Origin of the sequence: Bifidobacterium choladohabitans (genome assembly GCF_016102005.1) — a bacterium.
Classification (GTDB): domain Bacteria; phylum Actinomycetota; class Actinomycetes; order Actinomycetales; family Bifidobacteriaceae; genus Bombiscardovia; species Bombiscardovia choladohabitans.
Window position 1 is genome coordinate 101,877 of the sequence record NZ_JACFPL010000001.1, and the last position, 19,639, is coordinate 121,515.

General features: G+C 63.2%; 11 protein-coding genes. 6 read left to right on the top strand and 5 right to left on the bottom strand.

Annotated elements, in window-relative coordinates; genetic code table 11:
• The first annotated feature begins 32 nt into the window (after positions 1-32).
• The 5 genes from H3S97_RS00425 (at position 33) to H3S97_RS00445 (ending at position 6,199) form a co-directional block, all read left to right on the top strand.
• Positions 33-659, top strand: coding sequence for a DUF3043 domain-containing protein (locus H3S97_RS00425; protein ID WP_198177517.1), 627 nt, complete (start codon positions 33-35; stop codon positions 657-659).
• A 141-nt stretch (positions 660-800) separates the two neighbouring features.
• On the top strand, positions 801-2,288 hold the full coding sequence (locus H3S97_RS00430; RefSeq protein ID WP_198187287.1) for a dihydrolipoyl dehydrogenase family protein: 1,488 nt from the start codon (positions 801-803) through the stop codon (positions 2,286-2,288).
• A gap of 48 nt (positions 2,289-2,336) precedes the next feature.
• Positions 2,337-3,071: a DUF4191 domain-containing protein gene (locus H3S97_RS00435; protein WP_198180000.1), complete on the top strand. Its 735-nt coding sequence runs from the start codon at positions 2,337-2,339 to the stop codon at positions 3,069-3,071.
• A 144-nt stretch (positions 3,072-3,215) separates the two neighbouring features.
• Positions 3,216-4,652, top strand: coding sequence for a type I glutamate--ammonia ligase (glnA, locus tag H3S97_RS00440; RefSeq protein ID WP_029678414.1), 1,437 nt, complete (start codon positions 3,216-3,218; stop codon positions 4,650-4,652).
• A gap of 200 nt (positions 4,653-4,852) precedes the next feature.
• Entirely contained in the window at positions 4,853-6,199 is a 1,347-nt protein-coding gene (locus H3S97_RS00445; RefSeq protein WP_198219277.1) for an MFS transporter, read from the top strand.
• Between the two features lie 115 nt (positions 6,200-6,314).
• On the opposite strand, the gene H3S97_RS00450 is transcribed toward H3S97_RS00445, so the two are convergent.
• From H3S97_RS00450 to H3S97_RS00460, 3 genes are all read right to left on the bottom strand, one after another.
• Positions 6,315-7,511, bottom strand: coding sequence for an Mrp/NBP35 family ATP-binding protein (locus H3S97_RS00450; protein WP_198180013.1), 1,197 nt, complete (start codon positions 7,509-7,511; stop codon positions 6,315-6,317).
• A gap of 69 nt (positions 7,512-7,580) precedes the next feature.
• A complete protein-coding gene (ligA, locus tag H3S97_RS00455; RefSeq protein WP_198219279.1) occupies positions 7,581-10,145 on the bottom strand; it encodes an NAD-dependent DNA ligase LigA in 2,565 nt (854 codons plus the stop codon).
• Positions 10,138-13,569, bottom strand: coding sequence for a tetratricopeptide repeat protein (locus H3S97_RS00460; RefSeq protein WP_232356196.1), 3,432 nt, complete (start codon positions 13,567-13,569; stop codon positions 10,138-10,140). The genes ligA and H3S97_RS00460 overlap by 8 nt, the downstream gene beginning before the upstream one ends.
• A gap of 50 nt (positions 13,570-13,619) precedes the next feature.
• On the opposite strand from H3S97_RS00460, the gene H3S97_RS00465 reads away from it, so the two are divergent.
• Positions 13,620-15,878: a hypothetical protein gene (locus H3S97_RS00465; protein ID WP_198219281.1), complete on the top strand. Its 2,259-nt coding sequence runs from the start codon at positions 13,620-13,622 to the stop codon at positions 15,876-15,878.
• 18 nt (positions 15,879-15,896) lie between these two features.
• On the opposite strand, the gene H3S97_RS00470 is transcribed toward H3S97_RS00465, so the two are convergent.
• Positions 15,897-18,134, bottom strand: coding sequence for an exo-alpha-(1->6)-L-arabinopyranosidase (locus H3S97_RS00470; protein ID WP_198219283.1), 2,238 nt, complete (start codon positions 18,132-18,134; stop codon positions 15,897-15,899).
• A gap of 70 nt (positions 18,135-18,204) precedes the next feature.
• A complete protein-coding gene (locus H3S97_RS00475; RefSeq protein WP_232356197.1) occupies positions 18,205-19,581 on the bottom strand; it encodes an MFS transporter in 1,377 nt (458 codons plus the stop codon).
• Between the last annotated feature and the right edge of the window lie 58 nt (positions 19,582-19,639).

Here is a 19,639-nt window from a genome sequence, read left to right on the forward strand (position 1 = left end):
TGCGAGTCTAGGCGTCACCGTAACCTGTTCGCATGACATGGAACCCCTTCTCACGCAAGGATCGACGGGACAAAGAGGCGGAGGCGGACCAGAAGGCCTCCACTGAAGAGGCACGAGGCAAGGGACGCCCCACCCCTAAGCGCAAGCAGGCCGAGGCCCGGAACCTACGCCCTCTGGTCCCCAAGGACCGCAAGGCCTCACGCAAGGCCGCCAAGGCCAGGATCCGAGCCCGTGAGGATGCCCAGTACGAGGCCATGAGGACCGGCGACATCGACCACATGCCCAAGTCGGAGCGCCTTCCCTGGAGAATCTACATCCGCGACTATGTGGATGCCCGCTTCAATCTGCTGGAATGGATCTTCCCGGCCATCATCCTCATGTTCGTGGCCACCCTGATGGGTATGTTCGTGGGTCCGCAGCATTACGCCACTTTCACCATGGTGGTGACCATCCTTCTATATGGCTACCTGATCGTGGCCCTGATCGACACCTGGCTGATGTGGCGCAAGCTCAAGCGGCTGCTGATCGACAAGTTCGGCGAGCGCTCGGTGGCCAAGGGTTCCCGCTCGGCCTCCTATGCCTGGCAACGGGCCATGATGGTCCGGCGCTGGCGGGTCCCCAAGCCCAGCCAGAGCAAGCGTGGGCACTGGCCCAAGTGACAGCCGGTTGTCCTGACTTACCGACCCATCGATTAGCCGCGCCGCCCGGTTCCACTTGAGGTTCCGGGCGTTCTTCGTATTCACTCCACATTCTGCTGATGGTCTTCATTCTCCCAGCCTGTACGGCTAGCATGGATTGCTATGCAGCAATCGATCAACCAACCCGGCACAGAGTTTCTTGACCCCTGGGATGCCGACAGCCGCCAGTACGACACCATCATCATCGGATCCGGTCCGGGCGGCTATGCCACGGCCCTGCGCACGGCAGAGCTGGGCGGACGCGTAGCCCTGGTCGAGCAGGACCTTGTGGTCGGCGGCGTCTGCCTGAACCGCGGATGCATCCCCACCAAGGCCCTGCTGACCGCCACCCAGGTTCTCGAACAGGCTGACCTTGGGGCCGCCATGGGCATCAACGTCAAGTCGGCCGACATCGACTACCAGAAGCTCCAGGATTATCAGGACCGAATGGTGGACGCCATGACCGGCGGCCTGTCGAGCCTGCTGAAGCAACGCGGCATCACCGTGGTGCACGGCCACGGCACCATCGTCGGCGACGGCCTGGTGGAGGTGACCGACGATGACGGCAATCGAACCCGCCTGACAACCTGCGACACCATCCTGGCCACCGGTTCTCATGCCAGGGCCCTGGAAGAACTCCCCTTCGATGATCTGGTCATCGACACCGACCGAGCCCTGACCCTCAAGCCTTTCCCCCACCGGGCTCTGATTATCGGATCAGGGGCTGTGGCCCTGGAATTCGCCACCATTTGGAATCAAGCCGGTTGCCAGGTGACCCTGATGATCAGACGGGACCGGGTGCTCTCCCACTGGGGTCGGCGGACCGGTCAGATTCTGACCCGGGAGTTGGAGCGTCAGGGAATTCAAATCATCACCCACGCCCGCTGTTCGGGCGGACACCGTCTACCCGCTGATGGAGGCATTCAGGTCGACTACCAGCCAACGGACGACAAGGGCCAGGCGGGAACGATCGAGACTGATCTGGTCCTGGTGGCCATCGGCAGGGACCCCAATACCGATCCCGAGCACATGAAGGAGCTGGGCATCGATCTGGACGACCATGGCCAGGTCCTGACCGACTCCCAGGGGCGCACCAGCCGTGACCGGGTCTGGGCCCTGGGCGACATCACCCCGGGTCACCATCTGGCCCACAGGGCCTTCCAGCAGGGCATCACCCTGGCCGATGCCGCCTCCGGCCTGGACCCCGAGCCGGTCAACGAGGCCACCATCCCCCGCGTGGTCTTCTCCTCCCCCCAGGCCGCAGCTGTGGGCTTCAGCCGTCAGGAAGCCGAGGACGATCCATCGCTGAACCAGGTCAAGGAGACCATCTACCCCATGATGTCCAACTCGCGCATGCGCATGAGCGGCATGCAGGGCACCCTCAGCCTGATCACCGCCTGCCCGGCCACCGACATGGAGAAGCAGATGGTTGTCGGTCTGGAGATGGTATCCCCCCAGGCCTCCGAGAACATCGCCGAGGCCCAGCAGCTGGTTGGCAACCAGATCCCCCTGCACCGTGCGGCCGGGCTCATCCACCCCCATCCCACCTTCTCGGAAGCCATTGGAGAGGCCCTGCTCAAGGCTGACGGCAGACCCCTGAACATGCGGTAGGCATGCGGTAGACTGGTCAACCAGTGAACGTTTCCAAGTGAGGATGGCATGGCTACAGAGGACACCAAGGGCAAAAAAGCAAAAAAGAAGACCAGCACGATCAGCCAGATCGTCAAGATCTACCAATTCACTTACGCAGAGGACAAGGCCCTTCCCTGGCTGCTGGCCGCGGCCATTCTGGTACCCACACTGATAGCGGTGGTGATCTGCCTGCTGGCCCACTTCGGCTGGCTGTCATGGATTCTGACCGTGCTTCTGGGCATCATGGTCGGCCTGCTCCTGGCCACCATGACCCTGACCAGACGCTCCGACCGGGTCGGCTACGCCAAGATGGAGGGTCGTCCAGGTGCCGCCGCCGCCGTGCTGAGCAGCATCTCCAAGGCAGGCTTCTCCTTCCCCCAGGAACCCGTCTGGATCGACGCCAAGACCAAGGATGCCGTCTGGAGGGGCACCGGTCGCACCGGGGTCTACCTGATAGCCGAGGGCGATTACAACCGCGTCAACAAGGCCATGAACCGCGAGGAGGAGAAGATCCGCCGCATCACCCGCGGGTCTGCCATACCCATATACCGGATCAGCGTGGGCCACGGTCCCGACCAGGTTCCGCTGAACAAGCTCCAGCGCACCGTGGTCAAAAAGAAGATCAAGCTGACCGCCACCGAGCTGGAGACCCTGAACGACCGGCTGGTCACCCTGCAAAAGCGGCAGAGCGCCCTGGGGATGCCCAAGGGCATCGATCCGACCAAGATACACGTCAGCCGCAAGGCCATGCGCGGGCGCTGATGTTTTGAAGGTCCCGGCATCTTCCAGCAGGGAGGCGCCGGGACCTTCGCATGAAACACCCCCGTAACCTCAGTGGCGAATTGCCGAAAAAACCGGTCCCCTAGACTGGGTGACCGTTACGGTTTCCACGAAAGGAGCAGTTCAGTGAGCGAACTTAAGTCAAAGGCCGATTGCGAAGCTCTGATAAACCAGGAGGGCGTGGAATATGTCTCAGTCAGGTTCACGGACCTGATCGGGGTCCAGCAGCACTTCACCGTCCCCGCCAGCGAATTCCTCAAAGAGGCTTTCACGGACGGCATGGCCTTCGACGGCTCCTCCGTCCAAGGCTTCCAAGCCATCAACGAGTCCGACATGAAGCTGATTCCGGATCCTGAAACAGCCTATCTGGATCCCTTCCGCCGCCACCGCACTTTGAATGTGGCCTTCTCCATCGTGGACCCGGTGACCGACGAGCCCTACTCCCGCGACCCCCGGCAGATCGCCTCCAAGGCCGAGGCCTACCTGCGCTCCACCGGCATCGCCGACACGGCTTCCTTCGCTCCTGAGGCTGAGTTCTTCATCTTCGACAAGGTCCGCTTCGAGAACAGCATGCAACGCTCCTTCTACGAGGTCGACTCCATCGAGGCCCCCTGGAACTCGGGCGTGGATGTCGAGGAGGACGGCTCCGACAACATAGGTTTCAAGAACCGGGTCAAGAAGGGCTACTTCCCAGTACCGCCAATTGACCACTATCAGGATCTGCGCGACGACATGGTGGCCAACCTGCAGAAGGTGGGCCTGATTCTGGAGCGCTCCCATCACGAGGTGGGCGGCGCCGGCCAGCAGGAGATCAACTACCGCTTCAACACCCTGCTGCACGCTGGCGACGACCTGATGAAGTATAAGTACGTGGTCCACGAGACCGCTGCCCTGGCCGGCAAGGCGGCCACTTTCATGCCCAAGCCCATCGCCGGGGACAACGGAACCGGCATGCACTGCCACCAGTCCCTCTGGAAGGATGGCAAGCCCCTCTTCTATGACGAGAATGGCTACGGTGGGCTCTCCGACATCGCCCGCTGGTATGTGGGCGGCCTGATCGAGCATGCCTCGTCCGTCCTGGCTTTCACCAACCCCTCCACCAACTCCTACAAGCGGCTGGTGCCCGGGTATGAGGCCCCGGTCAACCTGGTCTACTCCGCCCGGAACCGTTCGGCGGCCATCCGCATCCCCCTGGCCGGCACCTCACCAGCTGCCAAGCGGATCGAGTTCCGTGCCCCTGACCCCTCCTGCAACCCCTTCCTGGCCTTCTCGGCCCAGCTGATGGCGGGACTGGACGGCATCCTCAACCACACCGAGCCTCCGGCACCCATCGACAAGGACCTCTACGAGCTGCCTCCGGAGGAGCACGCCCAGATCAAGCAGGTGCCCGGCTCCCTGGAGGAGGCCCTGAACGCCCTGGAGGAGGACCACGACTTCCTCAGCGAGGGCGACGTCTTCACCGACGATCTGATCCAGACCTGGCTGGACTTGAAGCGCGGTGAACTGGACCAGACCCGTCTGGCCCCCACCCCCCTGGAGTACGAGCTCTACTTCCACATCTGAGTTCGCATGGCGACCGAGGCCGGCTGATCAGCCGGGTCGCATAGGGTCCGATCCTTCCTGCTGAAGGGTCGGGCCTTTTACATTGTCACGGCCGTCGGCATCCGCCCATTGATGGCAACACGCCAGCCCCGGCATCCCGGCAGGCGGTCAGGCCAGAATGAGGAGAGGTACGAAAACGGATCCGATGGAGGTGGAGATCGATGCGCTGGCTGCGTGAGTTCATGGAGTTGCCCGTATATCTGCGCGCCATGCTCATCGTGGACCTCATGTGCAACTTCGGCATCGGCCTGGTCATGCCCATCGAGCTGCTCTTCGCCACCCATTCCCTGGGCGCCACCATGAGCGAAGCCGCCCTTCTGGTGACCATCAGCTCGGTGGGGTCCCTGATCTCCAACCCCATCATCGGATGGGTCTCGGACCGCCGCTCCTCCTGGCTGGCCATGCATACGGCCATGATCTTTTCGGTCATCGGCCCCCTGATCTTCACCGTGGCCCACGATTATCGGGCAGCAGTGGCGGGAGCCTTCGTCTCGGGCCTGGGGATGGGCATGCAGACCTCCTGGGCCAGCATTCTGACGCAGATCTCCACCAGGGAGCAACACCGGATCGTCTATGGAATCAACCAGGCCGAGCTCAACCTGGGCATCGGCCTTGGGGCGGCCGTTGGCGGACTGCTGGCCGCAGGCGGTCAGGACTTCCTCTATCGCATCGGCTTCGGCGGCAGGGCCCTGGGATTCGCTCTGCTCAGCCTGTCCCTGCTGGTCATCGAACGCCACTGGAGGCTGCGTCGGTTGACGGCTGAGCTCAAGGCCAAGGCGGAGCGGGAGGCCATCAAGGAATCCGCCGGGGCGTCCCACTCTCTTCAGGCCAGCCAGCCGAACAGCAAGAAAAACACAACCATCAACGGCACCTTCGGAGGGCGGACCAGCTCACTGACCAGGGTGCTGGCATCCATGGCCCTGCTGACCCTGGGCACCTTCTTCATGGACCTGTTCGGCTACTCCCAGTTCGACGCCGGTCTGGTCACCACATTGATTTCGGATCCGCACATCCCCCGCTGGTCCCTGTCGGTGGTGGACGTGGTCAACACCTTCTCAGTGGTCATCATGAACATCGTGCTGCTGCCCCGCCTCAAGGATGCCAACCATGTGCGAATGCTGCGCACCGTGCCGGTCTTCTGGGCTGCGGCCTGGGTGATCATCGTCCTGGGCCTGCGCCTGGATTCCACTCCCGGCGCCCTGAGCGTGGCCTCCCTGGGCATCACCATCTTCGGACTGGGCGAGGTCATGATGGGCATCTCCCAGCCGGTGGTGGCCGCCGAGCTGGCGGGACCCTCGTTCAGCGGTCGCATGTTCGGGCTGCTCAACACGGCCGCCTCCCTGGGCTACATCGTGGGACCCATGTTCGCCTCCTACATCCTGGCCGGACATGAGGTCATCCCCTTCCTGGCCATGTGCGCCATCGGCCTGGTCGTGCTGGCCGTCCCCTGGTTCCTGGCCATCCCCTCGCGGCAGATCACCAGCCAGAAGAGCCCGGTTGCCGTCTAGTCTCGGACAAGGCGCGGAAACGGATTGAAAACTTTGAAGGGTGGTCGATTCGAAGCACGGCCGAGAAGGCATACCGGCAGTGGCCAGTGCAGCAGACCATGTTATCTCTTGAGAGTCAGTCCTCGCCGGCTGCCCGACGGGCATCACCAGGCTCAGAACCCGCCATCAGGGTCTTGGCCAGGTCCACAAACCGTCTGGTCAGCGGCGAATCATCCAGGGAGCCGTCTGGTCTGAGTACAGCCGGACGTCCGGACTCCCCCGACTCGCGCAGGTCGGTCTGCAGGGGCAGCTGCTCCAGCAGAGGCACCTGATACCCCAGATCCCGGGTCAGCTGGTCGGCCACACGCTGGCCGCCTCCCTGACCAAAGATGCGCAGCCGCTCACCATTGTGCTCGTACCAGGACATGTTTTCGATCACACCCTGGACCTTGGTGGGCAGCTGGAGGGCCACCAGCCCTGAACGCACGGCAACCTGCGAGGCCGAAGGTTGGGGGGTGGTGACCACGATCAATCGGCTGTTGGGCAGGGCCTGGGCCACGGACAGGGCCATGTCTCCGGTGCCTGGGGCCAGATCCAGCAGGAGCACGTCGGGGTCGCCCCACCAGACATCGGAGAGGAACTGCTCCAGCGAGCGCTGCAGGCGCGGACCCCTCCAGAGGATGGCCCGATCCGAACCGGCGAACATGCCGATGGAGATCAGCTTGACCCCCCAGGCAGTGACCGGCATCAGCATGCCGTGCAGATTGGTGGGCCTGCTGTGCACGCCGAAGAGCCCAGGCAGGGAGAACCCGTATATGTCCGCGTCGATGGCGGCCGTGTCATAACCCAGTGCTGCCAGCGTGGCCGCCAGATTGACGGTCACCGAGGACTTGCCCACGCCTCCCTTGCCCGAGGCGATGGCGAAGATGCGGGTGCCCACGCCAGGCTTGGAGAAGGGATTGCTGCGCCGGGCCGCCTTGAGGTCGGCCACCAGGTTGTCCAGCTTCTCCCGACTCATGGAGGAGACATCGATATGCGGGCGCAGCCGGGCTCGCGGATAGGAGGTCACGGTCCCGTTGATCTGGTTGGTGATGGTGGTCGACAGCGGGCATCCCTTGATGGTCAGCTCTACCCGCACGGTCACCTCATAGTCGGCCTGGGCATCCCTGGCTGGCTCGACAATGATGTCGGTGATCATGCCCAGATCGGTGATGGACCGTCCCAGTTCTGGATCGATGACCCGACTGAGCCGCTCATAGACCTCCCCCTTGATTCTTCGAGGCAGCTCCTCCAGATCCCGGGTCCCTTCCTTGCGATGCTCTACTTGTTCCATGCCGTCACCATATCGCGCCCAGCCATCGGCTGCCAGGGCGGGGCTGGTCGGATATTGCGAATGTCACAATCAGCCTTGGGCCGGTTTGGGGTCGCCGGTGTCAAGCAGACGGTGGAAGCCCGCCTCGTCCAGGATGGGCAGGCCCAGGCTCTCAGCCTTGTCGGCCTTGGATCCCGGGTTGGCGCCGACCACCACATAGGTGGTCTTTTTGCTGACGGACCCTGAGGCCTTGCCGCCGCGCTCCACGATGGCCTCCTTGGCGGAGTCCCTGGAGAAGTCCTCCAGACTGCCGGTGACCACAACGGTCATGCCCTTCAGCGTCTGCGGCTTGGTGCTGCGTTCGACGTGAGCACCCACCCCGGCGGCCTGCCAGGCATCCAGGATGCGCCCGCGCCAGTCGCCGGGCTGTCGCGCACCCTGGAACCAGTCATGAATGGAGTGCGCGATTTCCGGGCCCACCCCGTCCAGCTCGGACAGGTCCGCCACGCTGGCCTCCTCCACGGCCTTGAGCGACGGGAAGCGGGTGGCTATGGCCCGGGCCGAGGTCGGTCCCAGGTGCCGGATGGACAGGGCCACCAGGACCCTCCACAGGTCGACATGCCTGGCCTTGTCGATCTCTTCGAGCATCTGCAGGGTGTTCCTGGAGGGTTGGGCATCGGCGCTGCCCAGGGCGGCCTCCTGGGCCTGGGTCTCATGGCTGTTCATGGCCCGCTCGCCCTGGTTATAGAAGGCGGGCACCCGGTACCAGAGACCGCTGCCGCCAGTCCGACGCTTGGTCGTGGTGCGACCATGCCGACCTTCCACCTCCACCTGTTCCATCAGGGGAACCTCACGCCAGACATAGACCTGACGCAGGTCCTCAACCTTCAGGTCGAACAGGCCGGCCTCGCTGGTCAGGACCGGATCCTGACGCGGGGGAAGCTTCAGATCCGGGTCCGGCTGGTAGGCAGCAGCCTGGCCGCCCTGGTCAACCAGGACCTCACGCAGGCCGGGGGCATAGACTTCAACGGAATCAGGCCGGTTCTCATCCGGATTGGTCAGGGCTATGGCGCTCTGCTCCCCCAGGTGCTCAATGTCCAGGGCCTTTCGTGAGGCCATGTGGATGATCCGCTCGGTCAGCTGGGCCGGGCAGGACTCCACATTGGGGCAGCGGATGTCCACGTCGCCCTCCTTGGCCGGAGCCAGCCGAGCGCCGCAGCTGGGGCAGGTATCGGGCATGACGAAGGGTCTCAGGTCCTTCTCGCGCCCCTTCCTGGCTTCGACGACCGGTCCGACCAGCTCGGGGATCACATCCCCCGCCTTGCGGACCACCACCGTATCCCCGATCAGAATGCCCTTGCGCTTGACCTCGGAGGCGTTGTGAAGGGTGGTCCTGGAGACCGTGGACCCGGCCACGGTGACCGGGGTGAGAACCGCCACCGGGGTGATCCGCCCGGTCCGGCCCACCTGGACGGTGATGTCCAGAAGCCGGGTATTGACCTCCTCCGGAGGGTACTTGTAGGCCACGGCCCAGCGGGGGGCACGGGAGGTGGCACCCAGCCTGCGCTGAAGATCCCGGTCCTGAAGCTTGACCACGATGCCGTCCAGGGCGTGCTCGATGTCATTGCGGTGCTGGCCGTAATAGTCGATCATGTCCAGAATCTGGTCGAAGGAGGTGACGACCCGGTTGTGGGGTGAGACCGGAATCCCCCACTGCTTATAGAGGTCGTAGGCCTGGGACTGGTCGATGACCTCGTCATGGGTCCCCTTGGGATGGGCCGGGCCCCACCTCAGGGAGCCCAGGCCATGGGCGTAGAAGCTCAGACGACGGCTGGCCGTGATGCGTGGATCCTTCTGCCTCAGGGATCCGGCGGCGGCGTTGCGGGGGTTGGCGAAGGGCGCCTTGCCCTCCTGCTCCTGCTGCCCGTTCAAGGCGTTGAAGTCGTCGAACCGCATGAAGACCTCGCCGCGGACCTCCACGAATTCGGGGATGTCGCGGGCCGGGCCCGACAGGTTCTGGGGAATGCTTGGAATGGTCCTGACGTTGAGGGTGATGTCCTCGCCGGTCACCCCGTCCCCCCTGGTCAGGCCCTGCTCCAGGACCCCGTTGCGGTAGAGGAGGTTGAGGGCCAGGCCGTCGATCTTGACCTCGCTGGTCATGGGCAGGGCCTTGTCCTGCGGCCAATCGAGCTCGTTGCGAAGCCCGTCATACCATTGGCGCAGCTCGGCGACACTGAAAACGTCATCCAGGCTGAGCATCCGGGAGGGGTGACGAACGGAGGCGAAGTCGTTGGAGAAGGTCCCTCCGACCCGGTGCGTCGGCGACTGGGGGGTATCCAGGCTGGGAAAGCGGGACTCCAGCTCCTGCAGGCAACGCATCCTGGCGTCATAGGCCGCGTCGGAGGAGACCGGCGCATCGTCTATATAGTAGGCGACCTGGTCGGACTCGACCCAGGCGGCCAGCCTGGACCAGAGGCGCTGGGCCTGTTGGGCTCCCAAGGAGTCAAGGTCAAGCTCCCCCAGTCGCATGGCATCAGCATCGTCGGGCTGGAGGGAGGCTATCCATCGGTCAGTGCCCGGCCTGGGCCTGGATTCGGCATTCCTGCCCTCATCACTGGTTTGCCGATTATCTTCCTGAGCTGTTTTGTCATGCATTGAGCGACCTCATGAACTGTGCCTGTACCACATCAACACCTTCATTATCGTCGTCGTTCATCCTGGCGGCCGCCATTGACAGTGTTCGGGCGGGGACAAAGAGCCCGCCGTCCACACAGATGCGCGCGGCCTGGCGCACTATGGAGGCCACCTCGGTGTGAGGCCAGACCGGCAGGCCATGTTCGGCCAGCACCCGACGGGCCTGCCGGTGGTCTTCGGGCAGGACCACGCACTGGGAGCGGGCCCTGGCCTGCAGCTCGGCCAGCTCACTCTTAAGGGCCGGTATCCGGTCGGGACTGATGTGCTCGCTCATCAAATAAGCCGCTGCAGCCACGTCGAACTCATCGCGCATCCATGAGGCATAGGCCAGACGGTAGTAAGCGAAGGAGGCATCGTCACGGTCCAGGGCCACCCGCAGGGCGTTCAGGGTGGCAGCCCGGGCCGAATCCCAGTCCTCCCGGTTGGCCAGCATGACCGCCAGCTTCAGGTGGGAGAGCGGGTAGGCGGGCGCATAGGCCACCATGGCGTTCAGATGCTTGAGGGCGGCCTGATCCTCCTTGAGCTGGGCCAGCAGGTCGGCAATTTCCAGGTGGGCGTAGAAGAGGTTGTCAGGAATGAGCAGGGTCCGCTCCCCCGGTGTGGCGAAGAGGCGGTTATAGACCACACGCTCGGCGTATGAATTGAAGTAGCGGGGCACCTGGCCCTCGGCCGCAAAGACGGCATCCAGATGGGCGATGGCGTCTTGCTCCACCTGTATGCCCTGGGCCGCTCCGCCGGAAAAGAGCAGATCGCGGGCCCTGACACGCTCCTTGTCCAGTTGGGAGGACAGGGAGAAGTCAAAGTCTGGAACAGAGCTGCCGTCAATCATGGCGCTGGCAACCTGCGGGGCCAACTGTTCCAGCTCCGGGTCGCCGATGCTTTCGATGATGCTTGTAGCCTCCTGGGCTTTGGCTGCTGATGTCATGGTCCGGTCCGAGGCCAGTTGGTGGAAACCTCCTACAGCCCTCTGAAGCAGGTCGGCCCGTTGGATGGAAAGGTCCACGGCCTTATGTGCGCCCAGGGCCTTGGCAGACTTGTCGGCAAAGGTCACCTCGGAAAACTCGGGCTCCTCCTGGCTGCCGTGGGGACTGAAGCGGTCATCGCGCATGTCGAACACGGCCTCAGTGGGCTTGAGCCCACCCTGGGAATCCACCTGCATGGCCGCATCGAAGAAGCGGTATATGCCACGTGGTTCTTTCAGACCCTGCGAACGGATGCGGGAGAGGAAGAGTTCCCTGCTGAAGACCACCGAGACCAGGGTGCGGATGGTCGGATTGCTCTGCAAGGCGCTGAGCGGATTCCGGGATGCATCGTCGCCAGTCTGATCCGCCGAGACATCACCATCCGAGACATCCTCCTTGGATGCATCAGCGGTGGTCGACTCATCCGCATCGGACCCATTGGCCGACGATGGCGTCGCAAAGGCTGCAGTGTCAAGGTCCACACCCTGCATGAGATCCTTGAATTCTCGGTCAACGGATTCCCTTTCACCCTGATCCTCGGCCTTGTCCTCCTCATTGCCCTCTTGCTGCTCAGGAGCCATACGGGAGGCGATGGGCTTGGTGGGATCGCCATGCACGTCGCCATCCTTGGGATCAGCCTTGGACCCAGTGGGGGCCACCTCGCCGGAACGCATGCGCTCAAAGGCCTCCAGGGCCTGTCCCATCATGGTCCTGATGGCCGAGTTCTGCTGGTCGACAGCCTCCTCCAGACCGATGGAGTCGATCTGCAGGCTGACCTCGCGCACGGATGGATCCACCCCGAATGCCAGGGCAGCCATCATCAGTCCGACGCGCAGGTTGTAGTCAGCGCTCATGGCGGAACGCTCGCCGTCGTCCAGGTCCCGCCAGGCCCGTGACTGATCCTCATAGCGGCTGGAGGGCATCATGGTGCGTCCTGCCGCAGTGAAGGCCAGGGCCACCTTCCCCTGGGCGAGGTCGGATCTGAACTCCACATCGAAGCGGAAGGGCAGCCGAAGGGATCGCATGAGCATGGACAGCGTCTGCCGGTAGACCCACTCGGAACGCACGGGCTCCTGCCCCTGGCCGTCCGCTCGCACCGGCAGAGCCTGGGGAGCCTGTTGACGGACCATGACGGCGGTAGCCGCAGCCTTGTCAACCATGGCGTTGATGGCAGTCCGCCCGTCGTCCTCCAGGGGATCGAAGCGAATCGGATAGTCCCCCGGGCGCATCAGGGCGACAATGGCAGGATCGTCCAACAGAGCCTGGTCCAGCCGGGTTGCCTGGACGCGATTGATTGAGTCCTCGGTGGGCAGCGTCCCCAGGCGGGCATTGCGCTCCAGCCAGGCGCTGACTGCGGCGAACCTATTGAGATTGCCCTCGATGCGCAGGGCCGCAAGGGCGGCGGTGAACTCCAGTCCGTTGTCCCAGCTCAGGAAGTAGGCGCCGGAATACGAGGATGCATACAGATGCAGGGGCTCGGCCCCGTGAACAGCTTCAAGACCGGAGACGGGCGATAAGGCCCCGGCCTCGCGCATCAGGTCGGCGAACAGATCCTCCAAGCCGGAGACCCGTTGTCCGTGGGAGCGCGCCTGGATCATGTCGCCCACACTGCGTCGGATGGCACCCATTGGCGCCTCCCGGTTCAGCCGGTAGAAGATGTTGCCCGAGCCGAACCCGGTGAAGGTTCCCTGGATGCGCGGCAGCAGGTAGGCGGCGAAAAAGGCGATGGCCACGGCATCCCGGTACTCCAGGTCCAGGCGCATCTCCGGAGGCAGGAGTGGACGCAACTGCTCCAGGGAATAGCGGCCATCGGCTCGCAGCCAGGAGGCCAACCAACGCATATGGCCGGCATCGTCACGGCCAGCCACAGCACCCTGCAAGGCACGGACCGGTCCCGAATCCTGACCCGGATCGCGGCCCAGCCGACGACCGTCGGCCAGGGTCACCTCCTCCTCCCGGCCCAGCAAGAAGGCAGGCTCCATGTTCTGCAGGTCCATCCGGCTCTGCTCGCCGATGAAGACCCTGCCATGGTCGTCGGCCAGAGCGATCTGAGCAAAGTGACGACGATCGGTAAAGATTCCCAACGCGAAGCCACGGCCGGGCGCATCAGGCCACTGAACCCAGCCCAGCGTCAGCCCCTCGGGCACGCCCTGCAGGCGGGGAAAAAGCCGGCGCTTGACGGCGACACCCAGAATACGGCTGTGAGAGGCCAGAAATTCGCGCATCTGCCGATCATCAGGATGGCGCCCCGTGCGGTTGATCAGATCGACCATGTCGGCCACCGAAGAATCCAGGGGACGATCCCCACGACCCCCTGTGGTCGGCCGAGAGGAGCCTACCAGTCCTTCCAGTGCGGAAAGAATGGAACGGCCCAGACCGTACAGATTCCCGAACCCCCGGGACTTCTTCGCGTTCTTGGACATACTTTCGATTGTCCCAATCCAACCCGACATGTCGCCGTTAGAATAAAACCGTGATGACTCTGCCAGCCCTGCGACGCCCCACCCCGGCCAGGGGCACGACCATTCGACTGCTGGTAGCACTCATTGTTGTGCTTATCCTCGAACTGGGGGTATTCAACCTGGCTCATTGGCAGTCGCTGGCGGGTTCCGCCTCGGGCTCTTCGGCAGGGACTGCGGGCAGTATCCAACCCCGACCGGAAAGGCTGGGCCCAGGGCTGTCCCCGCTGCATGGCGGAGGATTAAAGATCACCGATCCGGCTGGTGCCTGGGTGGATGTCCCCGTCGCAGATGGACAGGCATCCTTCGTCCAGGCCCACTTTGCAGAGGACATCGAGGGTTCATTCCTGTCGCAGATCCATGTACGTCTGGATCTGCGCTTGGCCGGCGACAAGGGCTGGACCCAGGGCACCCGAGGACTGATCTGCCCCGGTCAGTCCCGCAGCCACTACCTGCGCATCAGAGGCAAACCCAGCGGAGCCCGGATCCAGGCCATGCGACTGTGGATACAGGAGCCCATCGGAGCCCGGCTGCAGCTGACCGGAATGACTCCGGCAAAGGTGGTCCCCCTGGACCTCAACCCGGCACGGATACTGATGCTGGTCTGTCTGGCAGCGCTGATCCTGGGCTACCTGCCCGGCTCGGTCCTCTGGCGGACCCGGTTGAATACAGGCTCAGTAGGTCAGCGTTTGGTCCTGGCCCTGATTCTTGCTCCGTTGGCAGCCTGGTCCTGCTGGAACATCCAGCACGATCTGTCCACCTTCACTCCCATGGCCTACCACCAGCCGAATGCATACGTCTACGACTTCAACCAGTACGATCACGTGGCCCAGGCCCTGCTGCATGGACGACCCTGGCTGAATCTTGGCCAAGCGCCGGGTCTGGCCAAGGCAGCCAACCCCTTCGATATAGCCACTCGAAACGCGCTGCTGGCCCAGGACCAGCAACCCATATATTGGGACTACGTATACCGGAACGGCCATTGGTACTCCTACTTCGGTGTCCTGCCAGTGCTGCTGCTCTTCCTGCCCTACCGTGTGATAACCAGCCTGGTGCATCCGGGCGGCTATGCCCTGCCCACCAGCTCGGCTGCGGCCCTGCTGGTCGCGGCGGCAACCATCATGACCGCCCTGGCCACCATCCGCCTGCTGGCCCGCTGGTTTCCCCGGGTCAACCTGGCCGTGGTCGGCATGGCCCTCATGACCATGCTGGGAGGATCCGGCATGTTCTACCTCTGGTGCCGCCGCAACTTCTATACGATTCCCTTCGATGCCTCCCTGCTGGCGGTCATGACAGGACTCTGGCTCTGGATGGGGGCCAGACGGATCCAGCGACAATCTGTGGACGCCGGTGAGCATTCGGGTCGTGGATCAACACGGATGTGGACCGTGGAGGATGGGGACCGACCCTGGCATCTGTCCGGATCACGGCTCTTCCTGGGATCGCTGTCAGTGGCTGCCACCCTGGGCTGCCGACCAACCTTCCTGGCTGCCGGACTGCTGGCGCTGCCCCTGTTTGCCAAGGAGATAAGGGCAGTCATCAACGCCCTGTTCACGCGCGGGAACCAGCCTGCCAACCTGTCTCGGAGGCGGGCGCTGTCCTTGCTGGTCTGCGGCCTCTTGCCGGTCCTCCTGGTCGCCGCCCCCCTGCTCTTGTACAACCGCTGGCGCTTCGGATCCCTGCTGGACTTCGGCAACCGGTATCAGATGACCGTCCTGGACCTGACCAACTATCATCCCGGCACCCGCGGCCTGCTGCAGATCTTTGGCTACTACCTGCTGCAGCCGTTGACGACCCTGCCGGTCTTCCCCTACCTGCAATTCTCCCCCGCTCCCATGCGGGTCTGGCACTTCACCGAACCCGGCCTGGGCGGGCTTCTGGTCACCACCCCGGTACTTGTACTGGCCCTTGCTCTTCTTGCTCTGCCTCGGGTGCGAAAAGAACTGCATCGTCGGGGATGGATGCCCGCCTCGATCATGGCCCTGGCCCTGGCAGTCCTGGTCATGGTTGCAGACTCATATCTGGGTGGATTCTCGGTGCGCTACACCATCGATTTCGCCTGGCTGATCTGCCTGGCAGCTGTTGTGGTCATGGCCACCGCATCCTCAACATATGAAGACGGCCGCTCCACAGCGGGAGCGGCCGTCATGAGCCTGCTAACACTGGCCTGTCTGGCTGGACTGGTCCTGACATTCATCAACGCCATGGTCCTGCTGGAGCACTTCGACCTCAGTCAGGCCATGAACGTAGCCGTCTGGTTTATAGCACCCTGAGCCCAGCCGACAGTGATGTCAGGAGTCCAGACCCTGTTGCTTGAGGGCCTGGTGATACCGGTCGACCATGTCAGCCACGATGCCATTGCCATCGCCACCCGATAAGGTGATGACCGAGGCCAGTGGCATGGTGTCGAAAAGCTGAGCTGTGTTGGGATCGTCGGGCAGCGGTATGCCATCCTGATCGATACGATCGCGCAGGATAGGTCCGCCAATCGAATTCTCGCGCCACTCGGCCATGGTCGATTCGGCATTCAGTGGAATGAACCGGCCGTCGCCATCCACCTGCAGGTTCTCTTCTGCAACCAGATCGCGGCTGGAAGTACCCACCTGGATGCGGTAGGTGCCCGCCTCTACATGCCAGGCATCCATGGCCGTCGACCAGTAAGCGAAGTCGCGCTCGGTCAGGTCCATGCTCACCCGGCTGGACTGTCCCGCCTTCAGGAAGACCTTGGTGAAGGCCTTGAGCTCATGGCTGGGCCGATTCACCTGGCTGGCGCAGGGGGCCACATAGACCTGCACGGTCTGAGCGCCATCCACCTGCGAGGTGTTGGTCACGGTCACCTCCACCCGAGCCGAGTTGGCTCCGGTCTTGGTCACCACGACCTGATCCAAGTCGAAGTCGGCATAGGACAGGCCGAATCCGAAGGGGAAGGCCACCGGACGCTGGAAGGTGTCGTAGTAGCGGTATCCCACGTAGACGCCCTCGCCGTAGCGGGAGTGACCCTCCTCGCCGGGGAAGGAGGTGATAGTGGGGTTGTCCTCCAGCCGAACCGGGATGGTTTCAGGCAGATGGCCCGAAGGGTTGGCGGCACCGGTCAGCACATCCACCACGGCGCGTCCACCCTCCTGGCCCAAAAGCCAGGTCTCCAGCAAGCCCTTGGTCTTGTCCATCCAGTCGGTAACAGTCACCACGGCTCCATTGGAGAGGACGGCGACCACCCGGTCGTTGACCTCGGACACGGCCTTGAGTAGAGCCACCTGCTTGTCGGGAAGATCCATGCTGGTGCGGTCGAAGCCCTCGGACTCGGCATCTTCAGGCAATCCCAGGAAGAGCACCACGGTGTCGGCTCCGCGCGCAACTTCAAGCGCCTGCCGGGTCAGGGCGGGATCCTGTTCCTTCTCGTCCAGCGTGAACCCGGGCGCGAAGTCCACATTCATGCCAGCTTCTTTGAAGCCGTCCAGGGCCGAGGAGACCTCAGTAGGCGTGATGTGCGAGGAACCTCCACCCTGGTAGCGCGGGGTCCGGGCGAACTCGCCGATGACCGCAACTTTCTGCTTGGGATCAAGGGGCAGAATCCTGTCCTCGTTGCGCAAGAGGACGATGGACTCCTGGGCCGCTCGACGGGCCATGTTGTTGTGTTCCTGGACATCGTAGCGATAACCCTGCTGGGACATGGCCGGACGGGCCTTGTCGATCAGGTCCAGGATCCCCTGGGCCATCCGGTCCAGCTGTTCCTTGTCCAGCTTGCCAGCCTGTACGGCCTGGACCACCTGGTCGTCAGTGCGGGAGGGCGGCATCTCCAGGTTGAGTCCGGCCTGCAGGGCGTTGACCCTGTTGTGGACGGCACCCCAGTCGGACATGACCATGCCCTGGTAGCCCCACTCCCCGCGCAGAACGTCCGTCAGCAGCCAGCGGTTTTCCGAGCTGAAGACCCCGTTGATCTTGTTGTAGGCGCACATGATGGTCCAGGGCTTGGCATTCCTGACCACATATTCGAAGGCCGGCAGGTAGATCTCACGCAGGGTGCGCGCGTCCACGTCAGAGCTGACCCTGAGCCGGTCGGTCTCCTGATTGTTGGCTGCAAAGTGCTTCAGAGAGGTGCCCACCCCCTTGGACTGGACCCCTTCGACCAGACCTGCAGCTTCATGACCGGCCAGCACAGGATCCTCCGAGTAAAACTCGAAGTTGCGGCCGCCCAGCGGGCTGCGCTTGATGTTGATGCCGGGGCCCAGAATGACGGCCACCTTCTCCTGGATGCACTCCTCGCCCATGGCCTGGCCCACCTGGTAGGTCAGATCTGGGTTCCATGAAGAGGCCAGTCCGGCGGTCGGGGGGAAGCAGGTAGCCGGGACCGAGCCATAGACATCGGAGCCAGTGGCCTTGCGCAGTCCGTAGGGGCCGTCGGTGATCATATAGCCTTCATAGCCCTTGTCGGGCAGGCCCTGCAGGTGCCAGGAGTCGGATCCCGAGGTCAGCGAGGCCTCCTCTTGCAGATTCAGATCCTTGGCTTTGGTATGCGATTCTTCTGTCATGTCTTTTTCCTTTCGGGTTCGATTAGCCGGGCCACTGCTCAGCACAGGTCCGGATTACAGGTTTTCAGACTCACTTGACCTTGCGAATCATCATGATGAAGACGGTTCCCACCAGCAGGCAGGCGATGGCGACTGGGAAGATCATCCTGTAGCCGCCGAAGAGGCCAATAACCAGCGTGGTGCACCCGGGGGCGATCACCTGGCCGATCGTATTGGCCAGGTTGAGGATGCCCAGGTCCTTGCCGGCCTCCTTGGCGTTCGGCAGCACATCGACGTTCAGCGCCTGGTCGACTGACATGTAGCAGCCGTTGCCGATTCCGGCCAGAGCGGCATAGAAGTACATGCCCGTGGCGGTTGGCATCAGGAAGGGGAAGAGTATGCCGACGGCGAGAATCAGACAGCTAGTGGCTACAATCACCTTCCGCCTGTGCAGGAAGTCCGAGAGGGGACCCGAGACCACGGAGGCCAGGATGGTTGTCACCACCGAAATCAAGGCCATGACCTTGAGTGTGGATGCGGCCTGGGCATCGCTCAGGTGGCAGTACTTCTGCAGTATGTAAAGTTGGTAGCCCTGAATCATGAAGCAGCCGACGACGAAGGTGAACCTGCCCAGAAGCGCCAGGTAGAAGTCGCGGCTGTTTTTGGTGGGCGGTATGAAGGACCGGCCGACATCCGCCCAGGTTCGTTCCACGACCGTGTTGGCAGCCGATTTCTCCCGGGGCCAGATCAACACGGTGAGAATACCAGAAAAGAGGAAGATGATCATGGCGACCACCAGGCCGGTGTGGATGTTGGCCATGAACGAGCTGCCGATGATGGTTCCCAGTTGCTGGCCGATGACCTGGCTGGCCCCATAGAGTGCCGAATAGGTTCCCCTGGTCGACTCGGGAATCCTGTCGGAGAGGACCGCCACGGCCGGGGCTATCAGGCAGTTGATGCCCACCTGAACAATGCACCAGCCGAAGATGATCATGGGGAGTGTATGGGACTGGATGACCAGCAGGAAGCCAAGAGAGCCGATGATGCCGCCCAGCACGATCCAGGGGGTGCGCTTGCCGACCCGGAACCTGGACATATCCGAGAGAGCGCCGAAAACAACATTGGCCACCAGGGCGAACACACAGCCAATCGAATTCATTGTCCCCAGAGCCGCTTCAGCGCTGACTCCATGCAGGGAATTGAAAATCTGAGGCAGGAGGACCCCGGACCCCATGGTAAAGGGCGCGGCCCAGAGCAGGGATACCAGGACGAAGCCAATGGCAAAGCGGACCTTCTCCGCATTGTTGAGCCTTCTGCCCGTATCCGGAGCCAGGCTTGGATCCACGCCTTGATTCGCCACAGCACCTCCGGTCTCATCTACAGAGGCCATGGCCTTGATGTTTTCCCCGATCCGGGCACCAGCCCCGTCGGCTGGGTCTCCCCTTCGATCCTTATTTTCGTCTACCATCGTTATCACTCCTTCGTGTGCAGCCTTGCAATCAGTGGCTCATCATTGAGCCGTACCA

Excerpts from the sequence above, each read along its gene's own strand:
- H3S97_RS00425 (WP_198177517.1), top strand. The coding sequence starts at position 33 with ATGACATGGAACCCCTTCTCACGCAAGGATCGACGGGACAAAGAGGCG.
- H3S97_RS00430 (WP_198187287.1), top strand. The coding sequence starts at position 801 with ATGCAGCAATCGATCAACCAACCCGGCACAGAGTTTCTTGACCCCTGG.
- H3S97_RS00435 (WP_198180000.1), top strand. The coding sequence starts at position 2,337 with ATGGCTACAGAGGACACCAAGGGCAAAAAAGCAAAAAAGAAGACCAGC.
- H3S97_RS00445 (WP_198219277.1), top strand. The coding sequence starts at position 4,853 with ATGCGCTGGCTGCGTGAGTTCATGGAGTTGCCCGTATATCTGCGCGCC.
- H3S97_RS00450 (WP_198180013.1), bottom strand. The coding sequence starts at position 7,511 with ATGGAACAAGTAGAGCATCGCAAGGAAGGGACCCGGGATCTGGAGGAG.
- ligA (WP_198219279.1), bottom strand. The coding sequence starts at position 10,145 with ATGCATGACAAAACAGCTCAGGAAGATAATCGGCAAACCAGTGATGAG.
- H3S97_RS00460 (WP_232356196.1), bottom strand. The coding sequence starts at position 13,569 with ATGTCCAAGAACGCGAAGAAGTCCCGGGGGTTCGGGAATCTGTACGGT.
- H3S97_RS00470 (WP_198219283.1), bottom strand. The coding sequence starts at position 18,134 with ATGACAGAAGAATCGCATACCAAAGCCAAGGATCTGAATCTGCAAGAG.
- H3S97_RS00475 (WP_232356197.1), bottom strand. The coding sequence starts at position 19,581 with ATGGTAGACGAAAATAAGGATCGAAGGGGAGACCCAGCCGACGGGGCT.